This is a genomic window from Caballeronia hypogeia (genome assembly GCF_001544875.2).
Taxonomy (GTDB): domain Bacteria; phylum Pseudomonadota; class Gammaproteobacteria; order Burkholderiales; family Burkholderiaceae; genus Caballeronia; species Caballeronia hypogeia.
Window position 1 is genome coordinate 39538 of the sequence record NZ_FCOA02000003.1, and the last position, 19764, is coordinate 59301.

The window sequence follows — 19764 nt, forward strand, 5'->3', positions numbered from 1 at the left end:
CGCGCCGCCGGCCTTGCCGCTAAAATCGAGACGACTTCAGCCACCCCGATTCGATCCCATGTCAGACAACATTCGCGCCATCGTGACCGGCCATACACGCGGGCTCGGCGCCGCGCTCGCGACGAGCCTGCTCGACCACGGCGCCGAAGTGCTCGCGATCTCGCGCCAGCGCAACGCCAGTCTCGTGGCGCGCCATCCGAACCTGCAACAAGTGGAACTCGATCTCGCCGATCTGCCCGGCCTCGGCGAATGGCTGTCCGGCGACACGCTGACGCGCTTCATCGGCGGCGCGCGGCGCGTCATGCTCATCAACAACGCGGGCGTGCTCGCGCCGGTGGGCTCGCTGGCGGATCAGGAACCGGGAGCCATCGCGCGCGCGGTCAGCGTCAATGTCGCCGCGCCGCTGATGCTGTCGGCCGCCGTCGCCGTCGCCGTCGCCGCCGCCGGTGCGAACGCGACGGATACGCGCATCGTCCATATTTCGAGCGGCGCGGCGCGCAACGCGTATCCCGGATGGAGTCTCTACTGTGCGACCAAGGCTGCGCTCGATCAGCACGCCCGCGCGGTCGCGCTCGACGGCAATCGCGGATTGCGCATCTGCAGCATTGCACCGGGCGTAGTGGACACCGACATGCAGGCGGAGATTCGCGGTATCGAACTCGAGCGCTTTCCGCTACGCGAGCGCTTCGACGCGCTCAAGCGCGACGGACAGCTCGCCACGCCCGAGGAATCGGCGCGCAAGGTGATCGATCATCTGCTGAGCGATAGGTTCGGCGAGGCGCCGACCGCCGACGTCCGCGAACTGGGCTGACTGCCGAATCGCGCGTTCAGGCGGCAGCCGCATCCGCGCGCGCCGAATCGAGCGCCGCGCGCGAAAGCCCGTCTGCCCAGCCGTTGCGAGCACGCGGAATCCACTGCAGCCGCACATCTCCGATCCGCTCGATGAGCGCCCGGGCGCGCGCCGCGTGATGCGTGAGCGAGCGGATGCCCGAGCCGGCGACCGCGCTCATATCGTCGATGACGACGCGGCTGTCGCCATGAATCACGATATCTCGCGCGCCCTCGCTCAGCGCCGCCTCCAGCACCGCGATGAGCGCGGGATATTCCGCGGCGCTGCTATCACCGTGACCCACGGCCGCGCTGATCTCGACCGTCTCGCCGAGCGGCCCGGTCAACACGCCGCCAATGCCGAGCCGCCCGGGATTTGGCAGCGCTGAGCCATCGAACCAGGCGCGCCATGCGCTCGTATCGCCGGGCGTTTCTCGTCGTTTCGCTTCGCTTGCCCGTTCGGCGCGCCGGATTGTGCGCTCGCGCTGCGCTTCGGCGTGCGTCGCCTGCTTCACGCGCCGCGCCTCGACCAACGCGCGCAAGGACTGCCCGCCTGCCGCCTTTTCGAGTGTCCTGGCGAGCGCCGCGTGTTCGGAGATCGCCGCGCCTTTCGCGAGCCTGCGGCTCAGCATGCGCTCTCTTCTGGTCGCGACGGCGAGCAATTCCTCGAGAGCGATCATGGTCGGCGGATGGCGTGAACGAACTCCGAGCTTAGCAGAGGCTCGTGCCGCTTCATGGGTACGACCGTTGCTGAACGAACGGCGAAGGGAAAGACGCACGGCGCGTGTCCCTCGTCAACAGCCAAGGAGCGATCATGAGTCAATCAATGGAGCCGTCCGCGGGCGGCGCGAAGATCGTCGGCAAGGGCGCCGAAACGGCGGCGGGCCCGGGCCCCGACGTGATGGCCGCGAGCACGCTCGACGGCAATTCCGTGATGAGCAGCGACGGCCACGATGTCGGCTCGCTCAAGGAAATCATGCTCGACGTGGGTAGCGGGCGCATTGCTTACGCGGTGCTGTCGAGCGGCGGCTTTCTCGGCATCGGCGACAAGCTGCTCGCCGTGCCGTGGAGCGCGCTCACGCTGGACACGGACAACCGCTGCTTCCGCATCGACGCGAGCGCCGAGCAGGTGCGCAATTCGCCGGGATTCGACAAGGACGCGTGGCCGTCGATGGCCGATCGCGTCTGGGCCAGCACGGTGCATCAGCACTATGGCCGCGAGCCATACTGGGCGAACGACCGCGCCAGCGACGTGAGCGCGACCGGCGCGATCCCGCCCGGCGGCGTGGATGCGCCCGAGTCGGGCGGCGTCAAGCTATGACGATGTGGAATGCGGCGGCCGGACGGCGACCTGAATGTGCGCTACGCGCGGTCAATCGAACGGACGCTCGCCGACCTGAACGTCGATGCCTTCGGTCTCGCCCATCAGCGTGCGCAGCACATCGCCCGCGAATTCCTCGATGGCGAAGTGCCATTCGAGGGAGCCGACCGGGAAGTCGTTCGGACTGCACTTGCCCTGCGCGCGACGGATCGCGCCCACGGAGACGCTCAGCGCGCGAGCGTGCTGGAAGTGCGGGTCGTCCGAGTCGAGGAACGGGAATTGATCTTTATCCATGACACCTTTAACGGTCCCGGCGAACGAAACTTTAGCCCCGTGCCGGCGACGCAATCGTTTGCGTGCGCATGTGCTCGATGACATCATGCAGCCCTATCGAAATCTTGCCGGTAACTCAGGCGTCGAATCGTTCGACATCCTGCGCGACGGCATCAAGGTCCGCTTCGTGAGCGGGGGGACGTATTTATATGACTATCGCGTGACGGGGCGCACGCGAGTAGAAGCAATGAAACAGCTTGCTCGCGCCGGGCGCGGACTCAGCACGTACATTTCACAGTCCGGCGCGGCGTATGCCGAGCGAATCGACTAGCTGCTCGAGCGAGGGATTTTACGCGATATCTGAAACTTTTCTTCGGATGATTCCGCCAGTTCTGTCTAGCGCACGGATGGCAGATGCGGGACGTTCTCGCTGAAGGCCGCATTCAGTTGATGAAATTGACGCTGCAACTTGTTCAGTTGCACCTGGACGGAGACGCGCCGTCCTTCGAGTTGCGCCAATTCCTTGCGGACTTCCTGTTGCCTCGCCGCGACTTCCTGATCTTGCGAGCTGCCACGCTGAATATCGACGCGCATGCGCTCGACCTGCGCCTCCGATTCGGCCGCGGCCCGCAAGAGTTGCTCGTTCTGTGCTTCGAGATGCGCGCGACGCATCTCGCCTTCGGCCAGCCGCATCGCCTGTTCGATGAAGTGGCGGAACGCCGGCTCGGCGGTGTCCACGTCACCGGCCTTGAGCACGCGCCATACAGCGTCGTCGTGATGAAGCACCGCGTAGTAGGTCAGTTCGCGCGGATGAAACAGCAAACTCACCGAATATGCGAAGCTTTGAAACGTGCGGAAGGTGGTGAGCGCCCCCTGTTGTAGCAGCCACTCGACCTCGGCGATGGGCGCCGCCTGCAGCGCCTGCCCTCCCGCATGCGCCAGCGAAGCCGCTGCAGGACGCAGAGGCGTCACGCGCATGACGGGTCCGCGCGCAGGCCGGGTGAGGCTCGGGATGCCGGTTTCCTGGGATACGTCCTCGGAGCCGGCTTCGGCTTCTGAGGAGGCGTCCGACACGGCGAAGGCAACCGGGTTGTTTGCGTTCTGGCGCACGAGAAACGACGGGGCGCTATCGAGCAAGGTGCCCTTTCTGCTCAGCAAGCTTTTCACTGTAACTCCCTGGCGGGTATTCGTCCTGAATCAGCGATCATCCAGAAGACGTTGTGGTTATCGGAAACGGCCGTTTCGCGCAGCGCGAATTATCGGAAAAGTCAGCTTCGGTTGTTCCGGATCACGAACCACGCCAGCTCGTTCTTCCTCGAATAAGCAGTCGAATTCAGTATAGGCGAGACATCCGGCCTTTCAATCGCGCCGAAAAACAAGCAACGTGCAAATAGGGGAATAAATGGACGCGGCATAAAGGCGAAATGAAGCTGCGTTCGGATTCACGAATGGCGATAAAACGCCTGCGTGCCACTCATGCGCATCTTCTCCATTTGCGCGGAACGCGCCTTGGACATCAAGGCAACCATGCGCATGATGCGAATTCCCTGGATGCCGCACGCCAGTCCCGGCGTGGTGGAAACGCGCGATTCCAGGGTACCCATCGCGCCGTATAGATCGACGATGGGCGCGGGTAGCGCGTTTCGAATCGCTTCTGCCGGCTCCGCGCCGGGCGCAGGAATCACGCTCTCGAAATAGTCGCGAAGAATCGCCGGTGTTTCGAAACCCTGAACACCTTCGCTCCGGTTATGAAAAAAGTCATAAACCGATTCGAGATGTTCTACCGATGTCCCTTCAACATGCCGGGCAATCGCCGCGCATCTCTGCAATTTCCAGTTTTCGCGCTGGCTCATCGCGGCGATCAAATCGGCGATGCGCGCGCGCAATTCCGCTTCGCGACGCGCAAGCAGTGCGCGCACCATATGCGCTTCTTCTTCCGACTGCTCGGGAAGACGATCGCGCCACTCCAATAAATCATTCAGTGTGATCGACATGAAAAACACTCCGCAGCGTTCAGCCTGGTGAGCGGGATTCCGGAAAAATTCGGATCGTTTGGATCGCGAATCGAAATAGAACTGCCGCTCTTCACGCCCGTTGGATATGCTATCCGTTTATTGGCAATTTGGCCGCGAATAAGACATAAATAAGGACTGTCCTATCCTTGCGCCCCTCCGGCACGTTCGATGCTGACAGAGCTGTAAGCGGCGCCTGTGACGCCGGCCTCAAGGAGACGGATATGAGCATTACCACGATGATCGCGGGAGCGTTCCTCGCACTCGCCAGCACCGCAACGCTTGCGCAGGAAATGTCGCGCGATCAGATGATGCAGCATCCGCAGCAGATGCAACCGGGCCGCAACGAGCCGATGCCGAGTCCGCGCACCGGAGACTCGTCGCAGGGCGGCGTGCAGTCCGGCACGTCGGGCAGCGGCACGCTCATGCAAAAGCGGGAGCAAGGCATGGCGCCGGGGCAGTCTCAAGGTTCGCCACAGGGTTCTCAAGCAACCGGCACGATGAAACAGTGATTTCCGCGAGAATCTGCGCTGCATGAACGCCGGCCGCGCGCCGGCGTTCATGTGTTCAGCACACGCTGTTCATCGCGAACGACAATCACTTCCTCAGCACGGTGACGGACACGAATCACTCGAATGGCATTGACACTCCGAACCAGTTTTTCGTGTTCGTGGCCGGATGCAAATGGCCGCGACGATCACGAGCACGGAAAGTAACGTCGCAGTCTTGTGTGCTTGTCCACAGAATCGGTGGACAAGCATGTAGATAACCTGCGAGCCCCACGCCCATTCCGTTGATGTGCAAGACGTTTTCAAGAGCGATCACGAAACGACGAAACGCGCCCGCGCATAAACCGTATATACTGTTTTCTCCACCCACGACAGGAGAAAACGGATGAGCACCCCTCAAGTCAAGGCGCCCACCAAGAAGGCGTTCCATTTCCCGAAGAGCGCCAACGGCGAGACTCAGGCGCCCGCGAAGACCACTCCGAAGACCACCCCGAAGAACGGCGCGAAAAAGACGGAAGCGCGCACGGCCACCACGTCAGCAACGAAGACGAAGGCGCCCGCCACGACGCCGAAAAACACGAAGAAGACATCGCCGAAAGCTCCGGGCGCAAAGCTCGCCGCCAAGGCGCCCGCCGTGGAAGCCACCGCCACGGACGTCAAAAGCACAGTGAAGCCCGACACGAAAGCCGCAGCCAAGCCCGACACGAAGGCCAGGCGCGCGAAGAAGGAAAGCCCGAAGAAGGAAAAGGTCGTGCGCGACAGCTTCACGATGCCCAAATCGGATTACGCTAAGATCGCGTCGCTCAAGGACAAATGTCAGAAGAGCGGCCTGCGCGTGAAGAAGAGCGAGCTGCTGCGCGCCGCCCTGACGATGCTCGATGCCGCGCCGGAAAAGCGTCTCGTCGAAGCGATCAAGGCGTTGGAAACGGTCAAGACCGGCCGTCCGGCGAACGCCTGAGCGTCAGCTGAACCTCCCGTCGCATGCGCTCAGAAGGAGTTGCGGAAGACCCAGTAGAGTGCGGCTGCCAGCGCGATCGACGCGGGTAACGTCAGCACCCATGCGAGCACGAGGCTGCGCACGGTGTTCCACTGCAGCCCCGAGCCGTTGGCCGCCATCGTTCCGGCGACGCCCGATGACAGCACGTGCGTCGTCGAAACCGGCAGGCCGTAGGCATCGGCCGCGCCGATCGTCACCATCGCGACCAGCTCCGCCGAGGCGCCCTGCCCGTACGTCAGATGCTGCTTGCCGATCTTCTCGCCCACCGTCACGACGATGCGCTTCCAGCCGACCATCGTGCCGAGCCCGAGCGCGATCGCCACGGCTACCTTCACCCATGTCGGGATGAACTTGGTCGCGTGGTCGAGCTGCTTCTTGTAGTTGTCGATCACCGCGCGGTCCGCAGGCGCGAAGACCGGCGCGTTCGCCTTCTCCATCAGACGGATCGCTTCCGAGACGAGGTACATGTTGTTGCGCACGTTGTCGACGAGATTCTGCGGCACCGCCGCGAGCGATCCCGACGCGCTCACCTGGTTTCCGATCAGGTCGGTCAGTTGTTTCACGGCGGGCAAGGTCGCGGTCGAAAGCTGGCGCGTGCGCACATAGGACTGCGTGTCCTCGCGCGGATCGGCCGATGGTGGCGCGTTATTCGTGTATTTCGCGAACACGCCCGACGCCTCATGCGCGACCGCGATAAAGTTCTGCGACTCGGCCGGAGTGACCGCCTTGTTCAGCGCATAGGCGGTGGGCACGGTGCCGATCAGGATCAGCATGATGAGGCCCATGCCCTTCTGCCCGTCGTTCGAGCCGTGAGCGAACGACACGCCCGTGCATGTGAGGATCAGCAGCGCACGAATCCAGAACGGCGGCGGATGATTCTTCTTCGGTTCCCTGTAAAGCGCGGGCACGCGCACGAGCGCCTTCAGCAGCAGCAACAGCAGCCCGGCGAAGATGAAGCCGACGATCGGCGAGAACAGCAGGGACTTGCCCACACCGGCCGCCTGCGACCAGTCGACCCCGCTCGTGCCGTTCGGCCCGCGCATCAGCTGGTTCATCAGGCCGACGCCGATGATCGAGCCGATCAGCGTATGCGAGCTCGACGACGGCAAGCTGAAGTACCACGTCGCGAGATTCCAGATGATCGCGGCGATCAGCAGTGCAAAGACCATCGCGAAGCCCGCGCTGGTGCCCACTTGCAGGATCAGTTCGACGGGCAGCAATTGCAGGATGCCGAACGCCACCGCGCCGCTCGACACCAGCACGCCGAGGAAATTCCACGCGCCGGACCACATCACCGCCATGTTCGGCGTGAGCGAGTGCGTGTAGATGACCGTGGCCACCGCGTTCGCGGTGTCGTGGAAGCCGTTGACGAATTCGAAGCCGAGCGCGATCAGCAGCGCGAGGCCGAGCAGAAAGTAAGGGAGTGCTGAACTCAGGCGGACGGATTCCAGATCGGATGCGAGATGCAGTCCGACATAACCGGCGCCGCCGAGAATGATGAGCAAGAAAACGAGGAGCCTGGTGCGGCGAGTGCGCTCGCTTACGCCGCTCTGCTGGGGAAATGCAATATCCGGCATGATCGCCTCGCGCGCTTACCGTGGCGCTGCCAGCATACGTTTCGCCGATGGGGTCGATTGTGAATCTTTTGTGTCAATCGAACCCTGTTTTTCCGACGCCGCGCGCCTTGCGACGCATGTGAAAGCGGCAAGAACGTTTTCATCGAATTTTCCCTGCATTGTCACGGCCGTGACATTTGCGCTGTCTATTTTTCCGCCAGCAGCCATTCGACCACCGGACGAGACCGCCGGCGCGACACGCAGCCCTGAACGACAAAAAGTCGTGCGTTATAGGCACATACCGAGACGATGACACTGAACTTCGATCCGGCGCTCGTACGCAAGAGCCTCGGCAGTTCGCTCAGCCGGCAGTTCGCCGCGACGCGCACGCGCGTCTCCGATCCCTTCTCGCTTCGCGATCAGCCGGTCGCGGATGCATTCGTCATGCTGACGGCTCCGCTCGCGATCGAAGCGTTCGCGCACGCCGAGCAGATGGCCGGACGGGCCGACGCCGGATCGCTCGAACAGTTGCGCTCGACGCTGTGTCGTCTGCGCGCGCTGTGGTGGGCTTTCGAACCGCTGCTCGACGAGAAAGAGGCGCGCGTCGTGCGCAAGCGCTTCAAGCGTCTCGCGAATATCGCCGGCGAGCCGCATGAAATCGACGCCGCCTGCGACCTGCTTACGCGCGCGCCCGAGGACCGCGCGGGCCTCGCGCTGGTCGTGCGTACGCTTCGGCAGGAACGGCGCGAGGCGTCGGCTGTCAGTTGCGTGACGATCCGCAAGGCGCACATCGACGTGCTGCTGCGTCGCGCCCTCGCCGACGCGCGCCGCCGGCTCGAAGCGCGCGGCAAGGAGTGCACCGTCGAAGAACTGGCGCACCAGCGCGTCTCGCTCGCCGACGATCTGCTCAGCAAGCGGGAACATCGCGCCGCGAGATTGAAGCGCGTGGACATGAAGACATTGCGCGGCCTCGATGAAGCGGCAACCAGGCTGCAATGTCTGCTCGAATTTTTCGCGCCGGTTCTGGAGCGCGGGCACACGCATTCGATCGCCCATCTGTGCGCGGCGCAGGCGGTGCTCGGCCGGCTCGGCGACGTGCTCGCCAGCGAGGCCGCCCTGCGGCGCGTGGCGCCGGCGCTCGACGACAAGCACGCGATCGATGAAGCGGTGCGTTGGCTCAACAAGGAAAAGCGCGACGAATCGCGTGAGGCGCTCAGGCATTTGCGTTCGCTGCCTCACGCCATCTGACGCGTTCGCGGCGTCGTGCGGCGGCCCCCTTTTGTCCATCTCCGTGCAGCGGTCCCGCTCCCTGCGTCGGGTGGGCACATTCGTGCGGGTTTCATGGACGACGACCCGCCGGCATCCTGAGCGCATGGAAGTCGCACACCGCGACGCCTTCATCGATACCCGCAAAGGGAGTTCGCCATGTACTTCGGGGCGCTCGTCACACAGACGCTCAATGATCAGGAAAACGCCACTTGGCAACGCGACATGGAGGCATCGTGCGTCACCACGACGGGACGCTGGCGCGCGTTCTGGCGCGGTCTCGCGAAACTGTTCGCATGAACGCAGCGGGAATTGAACGGAGTTGTGCGGCGCGGAATTCGGATTTATCCGTGAACCGACCGGTAGACGAGCGCGCATATCGCGACTAATCCGATTCCCTTTCCGTGCTCATCGACTATTCTTGTGAATGTCGTAAGAGGTGGGTTGCATGGGCCGCTGAGCCCTGCCATGTGCGCGAGTTTATCGAGCATTATTAGAGGCGCAGACAAACCGTGGCGCCCACTACTCTTACGACATCTCCCCCCCTCCCTCGGCAGTTTCCCTTTTTTGTTCATCCAGACGGCGCGCATCGATTTGCGTAGCAATCCAAACTTGATTCTTTGCGGGAAACTGGCGAATCGCTGAACGAATCGGCGATGCGTTTTGGACCTTAGGAAAAGGACGAAAACGCTGCCGTTGCAATCCGGTCCAAGCGTTATTCGACATTTGAGACACGCAGCTTTCGCGTGTCCCTGGAGGCCAGCGCGAATTCGACCACCGCGTGCACGACGCTTGCGCGAAAAAGAAAAAGCCCTTGAAGATCAAGGGCTTGAAATTCTGGCGGAGAGAGGGTCCGCCAACAAAGCACAAAAGCGAACAATCGCGAACTATGAGCAAGCTATTTATCAAAAGGAGTTGGGGAATTTTGTTGTTTGAATTCATTCGTTCATGTACGCTCCAATTCACGAATCTATGGCGGGTTCAATGGCGGGTTATGGAGGGTATGTGCCGAAAGTAGCGAAAGAGCTTGGCGCACTGGCCGTATCGCGCCTGAAAGAGCTGGGAACCTATCCGGTTGGCAAAGTGGCGGGGCTTTATCTGCAAGTCTCTTCGCCAACGGCGCGTTCATGGATCCTGCGTGTGAAGATTGGTGACAAGCGTCGCGAGATCGGGCTAGGTGCGTACCCAGCGATTAGCCTGAAGGAGGCCCACGAACGCGCGCAGGCTGAGCGCGACAAGATCCGGGCTGGCGTCGATCCTATCCTTGAGCGCAAGGCGGCTGAGAGCGCGCTACGCGCCGCACAGATCTCCGAGATCACATTCGCAGAAGCAGCGAAGCAGTTCATCGGCTCCCGCGCGCACGGCTGGAAGAACGCAAAGCACGGCGATCAATGGCGCAACACCATCGCGGAATACGCCGAGCCGGTCCTCGGCAAGATCCTCGTTCGCCATATCACGCGCGAGCACGTGCTCCAAGTGCTTGAGCCGATTTGGACGACGAAGACCGAAACAGCTTCCCGAGTGCGTGGCCGCATCGAGAATATCCTCGACTGGGCTCGCGTTAAGGGCTATCGCTCAGGCGAGAATCCAGCGCTGTGGCGCGGTAATCTGGATCACTTGTTGGCGAAACCTTCGACGGTGGCGACCGTGCGCCATCACCTTGCACTGCCCTATCAGGAAATGGGCGTCTTCATGAAGGCGCTGCGCGCGATTGATGCGACCGGCTCGCGATGCCTTGAGTTCACCATCCTGACCTCGGCGCGCTCAGGAGAGGCCCGCGCCGCACGCTGGTCGGAATTTGATTTGGATGCCGGTATCTGGCGCGTCCCTGCCGAGCGCATGAAGTTGAAGAAGGAGCATCGCGTTCCTCTACCCAAGACGGCGATCGACCTACTGCGCGCCCTACCACAACCCGCAGACGATGACCGAACTGGACTGGTTTTCCCGAGTCCACGCGGCAAAGTGCTCAGCGACATGACGTTGCTGATGATTGTGCGCCGTCTTGGCGTCGCAGCCACGCCCCACGGTATGCGCTCGACGTTTAAGGATTGGGCAACCGAACTCACCAATCATCCGCGCGAACTCATCGAGGTCGCGCTCGCGCACGTTCCAGGGGACGCAAGTGAAATGGCTTACTGGCGTGGCGATGTTCTCGAACGGCGTCGCCAACTTATGACCGATTGGGCCACGTACATAGGTGTTGTCCGGACGTCCAACAGTGAGTTGCCTTTCGCCGCGAATCGCGGCTGATACCACCACAATATTCAGACAAATGGATGAACTTGACCTGTTCCGGATCGCCGATACATATACGCTGACCGTCGCGGCGGCACTGATAGTCGGAGTAAAGCCGAGTCGTATTCGTCGGCCCAACCGACAGACGATACGGCGTTTCCATCTTGCGCGCCTAGAACGGAAAGATGCGGGTGCTGACGAGATCGATGACGCGCCGGACGCCTTCAATGCGGCGCTACAGTCACTCACGCATGCGGTTGAACGTGGTTCGCTTCCCGCAACAAAGTGCTATCGGGGTGTCGATCCCGACATACTCATCGAATTGTCTCTTATACACGAGCACAAAGATGGAGTCGAGATCGTCGGCGAGATCGATCTGAGCAAAACGACTGTAGCCGCCGACGACCTGAAGAGTTGGCTCTCGTCGCGCGGAGTGAAGTCTGGATTTTTCTTCCCGGAGTCGAGCCAGACGCCCGCATATCTCGACCGGAACCATGCGCGTTTCTCCCCAAAACTCGCCGCCGCAGTAAAGGTCTGGCTCGCGATGGAGGACGAGAATCTGCGTCGATCGCGAGGCGTAGTCGCGGCGATCAAGAGCTGGCTCAAATCGCGGTACGACGAACTTGAACTATTCCACGAACAGGACTCTACGAAGAACGGCGTCAAGGTCAAGGCCAGAGAAATGAACAATACGGCGATCGAAGAAATTTCAAAGGTGGCGAATTGGCGACCGAAGGGAGGGGCGGTTAGAACCCCCGGCGAATAAGCCACCCACCCAACCGAACAAGCCACCCATCCCACCTGAGCCTTGCTGGACTTGGGTCTTGCGCGTCTGGTAGACCTATCCGCCCGTCTGCCTACCTTCCGGGGTGGGTGAGTTTTTTGCAAGCCACCCACCTGTCAAACGTGCACCGACATTGTGATCATCCGCTCAACGATCAATTTCGAACGGAGAAGAACAATGTCGATGAAATCAATGGCGATAGTTCGTGGAGGAACGAAGCGCCCGGCATCAGCAGCAGAATACATCGGCGTCGGCATGACCAAGCTCTGGGATTTGGTAAAGAACGACCCGGACTTCCCGACGCCCTTCAAACTTGGCGAGCGCACGACACTCTTTTACACGACCGAACTCGATGAATACCTGGCGAGCAAGGCCAATGCGCAGCGGAAGGTTGCATGAACGCACGCACGATCGGCAACCTCATGACGCCCTGGATGGCTGACCTTGTGTCCCGTCGCGCCGATTTCGCTCGCGCGATCCGTGCTTTGAACGATGCCCTAGCCGCAGACGACTCGCGCGGCAAAGACGTTGCGGCGGACGCGAACAGCAACGGTATTGCAGACGATGTGCGCCAGTCCACGTTCGACGGCGATGAAGTTCACGTGGAAGTCGTCATTCATGATCCGCGTGTTTGTGCGCTCATCACCCGTCTTAATGAGGCGCTCTATCAAGACTTCCTGAATCAGGAGATTCCGTTCACGTCGAATCAGGCCGACAAGGATGAACTGACGCGCCCTTTGTGCCACTCGCTTAAGGTCTTCATCCAGATCGCAAGTGCTGGCAAGGTGAAAGCATCGTGATTGTCGCACCTGACTTCCCGGACCACTGGAAGACGCGCATGCTGGTAGACCTTCTCGGTGGCGATGAGGTAGCGCCTGTGTACGTCATTCGTCTCTGGGCGCATTGTCAGCAGCGCCGCACTTCCGTTTTCGATTCTCTTCCGACTGCAGCGCTGCGTGCGATCTGCCGCTATGTCGGTGACGCACAGGCGTTCGAGAACGCGCTCTTAGACGCCGGATTCATTTCGCGCATCGATTCCAAGCTCACGGTGACAGGATGGGACGAATACAACGCTTCGTTGCTCGCGAACTGGGCAAACGGGGCCAAGGGTGGACGCCCCAAGAAGGCCGACCCGGAGCCGACGGACAACCCGCCGGAAACCCATGGGTTACCCATGGGCAAGCCGTCGCAAACCCATGGAAAACCCACGGCAAATCCGCGTGAAACCCATCGCGAACCGATAAGAGAGGATAAGACTAGAGAAGAATCTAAAACCTTAACCAACACTGACGTGTTGGTTGTCGCCAGCAATGCTGACGACCAACTCGCCGCCGACTCTCCTGCTCGTCCGAAGGATGCCCTTCCCGACTGCCCGCACCAGAAACTCATCGGCTTGTACGCGGAGCGTTTGGCCGAACTTCCCCAGCCGCGCATCTGGGAAGGCGAACGCCAGAAGTCGATGCGCGCACGCTGGCGGTGGGTCCTGACGGCGAAGAAGCCTGACGGCACGCGGTACGCGACCGATGAGCAGTCGGCGCTGGATTACTTCAGCCGCTTCTTCTGGTACGTCAGCGAGAGCGACTTCCTGACGGGACGTAACGGTAAGTGGACTGGCTGTGACCTTGCCTGGCTCATGAAGTCCGAAAACTTTAACAAGGTGATTCAAGGCAATTACCAAAACAAGAGTGCCGCCTGATTCAAAATGGCGCAGCAAGGCAGGAAATCGGGCGCTGGCTGGTCTGGAATTGGTCGGGCAATGGGTAGGTGTGGTTCCGAGGGTTCATCAAGGCCGCAGCGGGCTCTTAGACAGATTCAAGAAAGTTCATGGTTCAGTATAACTAATCTATTTCCAAGGAAAAACAATGGACATGCAACGCGCTGTGCCTCATGCGGTCGAGGCCGAACAATCTGTCATCGGCGGGCTACTGCTCGACGGCGACGCGATCGACCGCATCGGCGATCTGCGCGCTGAGCATTTTTTCCGCGCCGACCATCGCGCGATCTTCGCCCAGGTGGTCGAGTTGATCTCGTCCGGCGCTGGCGCGGATACGATCACCGTCTTTGAGCGCCTGCAAGCGCAAGGCCGCGCTGCAGACGTCGGCGGACTGGCGTACCTGAACGAACTCGTGCAGAACACGCCGAGTTCGGCGAACATCGCGCGCTACGCCGAGATCGTCCGCGACCGCGCGCAGAAGCGTGGCCTGCTGTCGGTGGCATCGGAAATTCGGGATTCCGTCGGGGCAGCGCCGGAAAGCGCCGATGTGCTGATCGACCGGGCATCCGCAAAGCTTGAGGCGCTCGGCGAAGCCACGGTCAAGCGTGAGCCGAAGCTTGCCGCCAAAGGGTTGGCTGACCACATCAACGTGATCGACAAGCGGTCGCGAGGTGCTGAACGAGTGATTAGCACCGGGCTGGACGCAATCGACAAGCAACTGAACGGCGGGCTTCGGCCCGGATGGCTGGTGATTCTCGCCGCGCGCCCGGGCATGGGGAAGACTGCCTTGGCGCTCAACGTCGCGACGCACGTTGCCGCCGACCACAGCGCGCTCTTCCTGTCGATGGAAATGCCGGAATCGGAAATCCACGACCGGAACATCGCCTCGCTCGGTCGGCTTCCGCTTGATACGGTGATGTTGGCTCCGGAAGACGACAAAGAGTTTTGGAACCGCGTCACTGCGGCGGCGATGAAGGTCAAGGATCTGAACTTGCACATCGACGACCAAGCGGCCCTGCGGATGCTCGACGTGCGCTCGAAAGCGCGCCTCGTGAAGCGAAAGGCCGGACTCGACTTGATCGTGATCGATTACCTTCAGCTGATGACCGGCGACGGCGCGAACCGCAACGCCGAGATCGAAGGCATCTCGCGCGGCCTCAAGGCGTTGGCGAAGGAATTGAACGTTGCGATCATCGCACTCGCGCAGCTCAACCGGAAGGTCGAGGAACGTGCAAATCGCCTGCCGATGCTTTCCGATCTTCGCGATTCGGGATCTATCGAACAGGACGCGGATGCAGTGCTTTTTATCCACCGCGAAGAAATCTCGAACCCGAATTGCGAAGCGCAGTTTCACGGCTTCGCGCAACTGCGCGTCGCCAAGTTCCGCCATGGACGCATCGGCGACATTCCGCTGACGTATCGCGGCGAGTTCATGCGTTTCGAGAACCACGCGGGCGCATGGCCTACGGCAATTGTTACGAAGACATCCCGCAAGCGGGGTTTTGATTGAACCGCAGCATACCTCCAACCAAGAAAAAAACAGGGACACGCAACACGACATAAGTGCAAAAGGTCATCCAATTCCCGTCGCCCGAACGTTCGCCGAGGCAACCGCGGCCAGCGCAACGATTTCGCGGGTTGCCACCCGCGCCGAACCACAACGAAAGAGGCTCAACTATGAAGTTTTTCGCATACCAATCCCTGCCGACCGACCCGAAGGCCCGCCAAGATGCGCTCTGCGTAGCAATGTCACATTACATTGAAATCCTCAATGAAAATTGCAGCAAGATCGACGCCCTTGCGCAGGCGGGCATGTTCTATCTACGTGGCAATGAGGCGCGCGGGAACGACGGTGATGCAGTCTCGCATGGCCTGTTTTCGACCATCAGCGATTGCACGGCAGACGGCACGCTTGACGAGTTGCGCAAAACGATCGAAGTGATGAAGGGCGAGTTCAAGGCAATCCAAAACCAGACTCCCAGCGACCAGGTTGCCTCGCGCGCCAAGTAGCTGCAACCGTCGCCCCGCCGTCATGGAACACGGGCGGCGTGGCAGGAAATTTCGCGCTGGATGTCGTCGGCGCGCTGCATGGAACCAATCAAATGCCAGACGAATCGATCGGATCAATCCGTCCGCCGCGATCTGCGCAGCGTGTGTATCCATGAGCATGGGCACGCTGCCGTTGCGTGGCATTTCGGCATTCCGGGTCGAGTGACCATCTTTGAGAACGAGAACGGATCGGCGAAAGGGGAACTGTTCTTTGGGCTATTTCACGCGCTACCGGAACGGAACCTCACAATCCCATCGCATGATCGGGCTGGTAGGGATTGTCGCCGAAGCGCTTGACGATGACCCAAGCTACGAAGGCTGGTTTCTCATTGGCTCAATCGAATTTGGTATCGAGAAACTATCCGACACGGGACCCGAGATGGCGGGCGACTTCAGCGAAGCAGACATTGACGAGTGCCTGTCTCTGCTTAGAACACTATGGCCTTCGGTAGAGTTGGCGGCAACGTTGGAAGGCAAGTCTTTTCTCGCTAGCCTGGAGGGTTGAGACATGCGGAGGCGCGGTAAGGCAGAAAATCCCTCGGTGGCTGGCACAGAAAAGGACGGGAAATAGTCCGTAGCTGCTTCACTGTCGAAGCCCTCTTAAAGCCCTATAACCAGTCCTACGAGCAGTTCAAAGTTTTAGGATTACTAAATTCATTAGGAAAGCATGTCCAACACAGAAAACGCAAAGCGCGCCGCCGTGCGTGCATTAAACCGGGTACGCGGCATCCGCGCCACTGTCGAAGAGCGCGACCGCCTATATCGCGCCGCGCCGTCCGACGCGCCGGGCGATGTGCTCGAGCGCCTACGGGCGAATGCGAAGGTCCGCGCCGCCGTGCTGAAGGAGTTGAACCGATGAGCAAGAAGGAGCCCCGCAAGAGTAGTACGCTCGCCGAGCGCACGGAAGCCCGCACACGCCGCTTTTTTGCCAAGGCCGGTATCTTGCGCATTCCGGCGAGCGTCATCGCATTGAACATCGAGCGCGCAGAGCAGCGTGCCGCCCGGAAGGCCGAAGAGCGGGCCGAAGAGCTTCGCGCTCGGTATGCCAATCATATGAGCGTAACCGCCGCTGCATCGGAACTTGGCATCCCGCGTGATCGCTTGTTCACGGTCCTGCGGCGTGAAGGCTGGCTGTACCGCGACCACACCCGCAAATGGAAGGCGACGGATAAGGCTGTTTCCGATGGTTGGATCGTCATGCGCGGTCGCGAGGCTGTCGCATGGCCACAACTGACGCCAGCCGGTCGCGCGGAGATTGAGCGACGCCTTGGCACGAGCGGGAACAACGAAAGCGCTGAGTAGCGCGCCGACCATCGTGCGAGCTTCGGCCTGTTCACGCGCGACGGGGGATACAACGGACGCCTCAATCCTTGCCCGGCCCTGCGCCGGGCTTTTTGTATCGGGTCGGCAAGGCCCCGGTGCGGCCCGTCGATATCGGCGATGGCGGCGCGCACTTCGTCCGGCGTGGCGTCCGCCTGGCCCATCACCTAGGTGAGATAGTCGCGGCGCATTCTCTCATCGCGCAGGAAGTCAACCACGTCCCATAGTCGCGGCGGCCCGCCCCCGCCCCATTCAATCGGGCGCGTCACGGGTTTTCTCTTAGCACGTGTTCCGCGAGATAGGTTCACAGTGTCTCATTCATGCGGGTTTGTCAGCCGTCGCGCGGAAGCATCGCCGCAGCGTCTGTATCGGAACCTAGACGATGCTCGGCACAAAATCCATACAGCTTGAATCCCGCACGTCTGCGCCCGCATGAACGGCGACCTCGAACGCATCGTCACCGAGCGTGCTGACAAACAACCTGAAATCGCGCAAAGCCAAGCCGCTTAAGGCGCGCAAGGGAATCTGATGAAGAGCGCGACCGAATTTTCTTACGCCATACGCGCGCGGGCGCGCGCCCGCGCACGCGAGTACTTGCCTGGACACATCGCCGCATGGATTCTCGTGTGGACAAGTGGAAAACGCGAGACCGGTTGCGTCGCAACGAATGCGAGCATGAAGCCTCATTCATACACGGATAGGACGGAACCGACCCAATGAACTCGATCGCGATCACAACCCTTCTGGCCGACGACGAAGACGCGCTGCGCACGTTCTTCGATACCGCCCGCCGCCCCGACATTGCGCGCGCCGCCCGTGATCTGGCGGAAGCCCACCGCGCCGCCGCCGCCGCGCTTGAACCGGCGGTCCTGATCGCGCGCGCGTTTCAGGCTGGCCAATCGACTGACGGGCTTCTTGGGGCATTGCGCCACGCGGCTTCGCAAGTACATGAAGCCGCGAGCCTGTCGCGCGACGAAATCAGGGCGCTCAAGGAGTTCACCGCGCAACATCGCGAGAAGCACTCTGAAGCCTTGCGCCAATCTAGTTCCGCGATGTTGGGTCTCGAAGCTTCCGCGATTCCGCGTCTTGAGAAACGGATCGCCCGCTACGAAGCGGACCGCAAGGAACATCGCGAACGCCTTATCGAGGCTGGCATTCATTCGTCAGATGTTGATCGCGCCGGGCTGATTCGCCCGCGCCCCGAAGACCGCGACGAATGGATTGCCGAGTTTGACGCGGCCCGCGCGCGCGTCGAACGCCTTCGCGCGTTCTCGGCGTCCGGACCGTTGTATGACGCGAGCCATCTACTAGACGGCGACTTGCACCAAGTCGTCTAGGAGGGCGTCGAATGTCGCGACACTTGACGCCCGTCGAATGGCTGGGGATCGAGGAGCGCTACCGCAGTGGCGCACCCGCGAAGACTTTGGCGTTCGAATACGGCGTCGCCCCAAACACGATCCGCAAGCGGGCGTCCCGTGAATCGTGGCGTACGCGCGACGGCAGCAAGCCCGCGTCCGCGCTTGACCGACTTGAACATCTGACGGCGCGGCTCGAACGCCTTGCCGTCGCACTTGAGGAAGTCCGCAAAACGATATGAGCGAGAAACAGACCAAGGCCATCGAAGGCAATGAACGGGGCTTGACCGATGCACAGCGCGAAATCGCTTTGCGAAAGCCGCTTACGCGCTTCAAGCGCAACCGCAGCGAGCCCGCCGAACTCGAAGCCCTGCGCCACAAGTTGATACAGGCCCGCGTCATGCAAGGCATAACGGCTATCGAAGCGGCGGAAAAATTCGGCTACGCGAACTCGTCGCAGCTCTCGCAGATCGAGTCCGGCGTACGTCCGACGCCGAGCGATTGGAAGTTTCTTCGCCAAGCTGCGGAAGTCTACGCCGTCTCGACTGACTGGCTGTTGGGCCTGAGCCCGAACATGGAACAGGACGCGCGGGTTATCCGCGAACACGCCTTGCTGCGCGGGTCGGAAAGCATCGTTCGCGGATTCATCGCACAGATGGCCGAGGCCATCATTCAGACGGCCCGGCAAACGAACGTGGTCGAAGAGGAACTGGTCCGCGTGCTGGAAGACGTGGAAACGGTGACCGCGCGGTTCGAAACGTTCGCCGCGCGCTCCGATTTCGAAGACATGCCGGGCGGCGCGCCGATTCTCGCCGCCGTCAAGCGCCTTGCGGCCGGCGTCGCGCCGTTGCGCGCGAAGCTGGAAAAGCTACAGGCAATCGAAGCCGCCATCAACGAACTGAAGACCGGAAACGCGATCGCGCCGCAGCGCTTCGTCGAATTCTTCGAACAACGCGACGAGGAATCGCCCCGCGCCGTGGCAGCTTGCTTCGCGGATACGTAATTTGTGTCACTGCCGTCGCTCGTGTCCATCAAGCACGCCGCACATGCGTCGAGGGAGGCGGAATCCTGAGTCAGAAGGGTAACTTGGCCGCGCGGCGCGCATTCGCTGAGCCATCGTGGACCCGTCGCGTCCGTTGGACGGTCATGAGTTGGGGAGGCCGTTCATTCGCCCGCCTTAGCGCGGGCTTTTTCGAGTCGCGAAACCGCGCCGCGATGCAAACGGCGAATTGTGAAGGCCATCCAACGATGTGCAGCAGCTTCTGCACTGACGAGCGCCTAACGCCCTGAGTTGCAGATCTTCAGCGCGAGACACCCCGAACTCGACTACTTCGGAGCATAAACGCGGATGCGCGTGGCCTACCTCGGCCTGATGGCCATCGGCCGCACGCGACCCCGGAGCCGCCGTTCGCTCAGTCGAAGAGCGAGGGGCGGTTATCCGGGGGATTTCCGCCATCCCCGCCCTTGCCAGGAACATAGAATTCTCTTGGGCGATCGCTTAATCGGTTCGCGCCTGTAGTGACAGATCCAGTCTGAACCATGGCG

General features: G+C 61.4%; 26 protein-coding genes. 21 read left to right on the plus strand and 5 right to left on the minus strand.

What is annotated here, in order from left to right; all coding sequences use genetic code 11:
• Window positions 1-58: 58 nt before the first annotated feature.
• Window positions 59-811 carry an SDR family oxidoreductase gene (locus AWB79_RS06255; RefSeq protein ID WP_061166544.1) on the plus strand — a complete coding sequence of 251 codons (753 nt, stop codon included), beginning with the start codon at window positions 59-61 and terminating at the stop codon, window positions 809-811.
• Between the two features lie 16 nt (window positions 812-827).
• On the opposite strand, the gene AWB79_RS06260 is transcribed toward AWB79_RS06255, so the two are convergent.
• Window positions 828-1508: a ribonuclease HI family protein gene (locus tag AWB79_RS06260; RefSeq protein WP_061166545.1), complete on the minus strand. Its 681-nt coding sequence runs from the start codon at window positions 1506-1508 to the stop codon at window positions 828-830.
• A gap of 134 nt (window positions 1509-1642) precedes the next feature.
• On the opposite strand from AWB79_RS06260, the gene AWB79_RS06265 reads away from it, so the two are divergent.
• A complete protein-coding gene (locus AWB79_RS06265; protein WP_061166546.1) occupies window positions 1643-2149 on the plus strand; it encodes a PRC-barrel domain-containing protein in 507 nt (168 codons plus the stop codon).
• A gap of 51 nt (window positions 2150-2200) precedes the next feature.
• Here AWB79_RS06265 and AWB79_RS06270 read toward each other — a convergent pair whose 3' ends face one another.
• Window positions 2201-2443, minus strand: coding sequence for a hypothetical protein (locus tag AWB79_RS06270; protein ID WP_061166547.1), 243 nt, complete (start codon window positions 2441-2443; stop codon window positions 2201-2203).
• A gap of 70 nt (window positions 2444-2513) precedes the next feature.
• Here AWB79_RS06270 and AWB79_RS06275 point away from each other — a divergent pair, with 70 nt between their 5' ends.
• Window positions 2514-2753, plus strand: a complete 240-nt coding sequence (locus AWB79_RS06275; RefSeq protein ID WP_374728528.1) for a hypothetical protein — start codon at window positions 2514-2516, stop codon at window positions 2751-2753.
• Between the two features lie 65 nt (window positions 2754-2818).
• Here the strand turns inward: AWB79_RS06275 and AWB79_RS06280 are convergent, their stop codons facing one another.
• Window positions 2819-3589 (minus strand): DUF2968 domain-containing protein, encoded by a 771-nt coding sequence (locus tag AWB79_RS06280; RefSeq protein WP_063963451.1) that lies wholly within the window; start codon window positions 3587-3589, stop codon window positions 2819-2821.
• 275 nt (window positions 3590-3864) lie between these two features.
• Complete coding sequence (locus AWB79_RS06285) at window positions 3865-4416, minus strand: hypothetical protein (protein ID WP_061166548.1); 552 nt, start codon at window positions 4414-4416, stop codon at window positions 3865-3867.
• A gap of 242 nt (window positions 4417-4658) precedes the next feature.
• Here AWB79_RS06285 and AWB79_RS06290 point away from each other — a divergent pair, with 242 nt between their 5' ends.
• On the plus strand, window positions 4659-4946 hold the full coding sequence (locus AWB79_RS06290) for a hypothetical protein (RefSeq protein ID WP_061166549.1): 288 nt from the start codon (window positions 4659-4661) through the stop codon (window positions 4944-4946).
• 382 nt (window positions 4947-5328) lie between these two features.
• On the plus strand, window positions 5329-5901 hold the full coding sequence (locus AWB79_RS06295; protein ID WP_061166550.1) for a hypothetical protein: 573 nt from the start codon (window positions 5329-5331) through the stop codon (window positions 5899-5901).
• A gap of 29 nt (window positions 5902-5930) precedes the next feature.
• Here the strand turns inward: AWB79_RS06295 and AWB79_RS06300 are convergent, their stop codons facing one another.
• Window positions 5931-7517, minus strand: coding sequence for an inorganic phosphate transporter (locus AWB79_RS06300; protein ID WP_061166551.1), 1587 nt, complete (start codon window positions 7515-7517; stop codon window positions 5931-5933).
• 288 nt (window positions 7518-7805) lie between these two features.
• Between AWB79_RS06300 and AWB79_RS06305 the strand changes: the two genes are divergently transcribed.
• The 16 genes from AWB79_RS06305 (at window position 7806) to AWB79_RS06370 (ending at window position 19222) form a co-directional block, all read left to right on the plus strand.
• On the plus strand, window positions 7806-8744 hold the full coding sequence (locus AWB79_RS06305; RefSeq protein WP_061166552.1) for a CHAD domain-containing protein: 939 nt from the start codon (window positions 7806-7808) through the stop codon (window positions 8742-8744).
• A gap of 177 nt (window positions 8745-8921) precedes the next feature.
• Entirely contained in the window at window positions 8922-9062 is a 141-nt protein-coding gene (locus AWB79_RS39350; protein ID WP_157695700.1) for a hypothetical protein, read from the plus strand.
• A 492-nt stretch (window positions 9063-9554) separates the two neighbouring features.
• Window positions 9555-9698: a hypothetical protein gene (locus tag AWB79_RS39355; RefSeq protein WP_157695701.1), complete on the plus strand. Its 144-nt coding sequence runs from the start codon at window positions 9555-9557 to the stop codon at window positions 9696-9698.
• A gap of 12 nt (window positions 9699-9710) precedes the next feature.
• Entirely contained in the window at window positions 9711-11012 is a 1302-nt protein-coding gene (locus tag AWB79_RS06310; RefSeq protein WP_332459656.1) for a tyrosine-type recombinase/integrase, read from the plus strand.
• 22 nt (window positions 11013-11034) lie between these two features.
• Window positions 11035-11763: a hypothetical protein gene (locus tag AWB79_RS06315; protein ID WP_061166553.1), complete on the plus strand. Its 729-nt coding sequence runs from the start codon at window positions 11035-11037 to the stop codon at window positions 11761-11763.
• A 195-nt stretch (window positions 11764-11958) separates the two neighbouring features.
• Window positions 11959-12180 (plus strand): helix-turn-helix transcriptional regulator, encoded by a 222-nt coding sequence (locus AWB79_RS06320; protein WP_061166554.1) that lies wholly within the window; start codon window positions 11959-11961, stop codon window positions 12178-12180.
• On the plus strand, window positions 12177-12581 hold the full coding sequence (locus tag AWB79_RS06325; protein ID WP_061166555.1) for a hypothetical protein: 405 nt from the start codon (window positions 12177-12179) through the stop codon (window positions 12579-12581). Before AWB79_RS06320 ends, AWB79_RS06325 begins: the two co-directional genes overlap by 4 nt.
• Before the next feature lie 38 nt (window positions 12582-12619).
• Complete coding sequence (locus AWB79_RS06330; RefSeq protein ID WP_232470836.1) at window positions 12620-13477, plus strand: hypothetical protein; 858 nt, start codon at window positions 12620-12622, stop codon at window positions 13475-13477.
• Between the two features lie 166 nt (window positions 13478-13643).
• Entirely contained in the window at window positions 13644-15005 is a 1362-nt protein-coding gene (dnaB, locus tag AWB79_RS06335; RefSeq protein WP_061166557.1) for a replicative DNA helicase, read from the plus strand.
• A 167-nt stretch (window positions 15006-15172) separates the two neighbouring features.
• Complete coding sequence (locus tag AWB79_RS06340) at window positions 15173-15505, plus strand: hypothetical protein (RefSeq protein ID WP_061166558.1); 333 nt, start codon at window positions 15173-15175, stop codon at window positions 15503-15505.
• Window positions 15506-15755: 250 nt separating this feature from the next.
• The gene (locus AWB79_RS06345) at window positions 15756-16049 is read left to right on the plus strand and encodes a hypothetical protein (RefSeq protein WP_157695702.1); all 294 of its coding nucleotides are present in this window, start codon (window positions 15756-15758) and stop codon (window positions 16047-16049) included.
• A 162-nt stretch (window positions 16050-16211) separates the two neighbouring features.
• Window positions 16212-16403, plus strand: coding sequence for a hypothetical protein (locus AWB79_RS06350; protein ID WP_061166560.1), 192 nt, complete (start codon window positions 16212-16214; stop codon window positions 16401-16403).
• Window positions 16400-16846 (plus strand): phage antirepressor KilAC domain-containing protein, encoded by a 447-nt coding sequence (locus tag AWB79_RS06355; RefSeq protein WP_061166561.1) that lies wholly within the window; start codon window positions 16400-16402, stop codon window positions 16844-16846. The genes AWB79_RS06350 and AWB79_RS06355 overlap by 4 nt, the downstream gene beginning before the upstream one ends.
• A gap of 734 nt (window positions 16847-17580) precedes the next feature.
• Window positions 17581-18201: a hypothetical protein gene (locus AWB79_RS06360; RefSeq protein WP_061166562.1), complete on the plus strand. Its 621-nt coding sequence runs from the start codon at window positions 17581-17583 to the stop codon at window positions 18199-18201.
• Between the two features lie 11 nt (window positions 18202-18212).
• Window positions 18213-18461 carry a hypothetical protein gene (locus AWB79_RS06365; protein WP_061166563.1) on the plus strand — a complete coding sequence of 83 codons (249 nt, stop codon included), beginning with the start codon at window positions 18213-18215 and terminating at the stop codon, window positions 18459-18461.
• Entirely contained in the window at window positions 18458-19222 is a 765-nt protein-coding gene (locus tag AWB79_RS06370) for a helix-turn-helix domain-containing protein (protein ID WP_061166564.1), read from the plus strand. The genes AWB79_RS06365 and AWB79_RS06370 overlap by 4 nt, the downstream gene beginning before the upstream one ends.
• The last annotated feature ends 542 nt before the right edge of the window (window positions 19223-19764 follow it).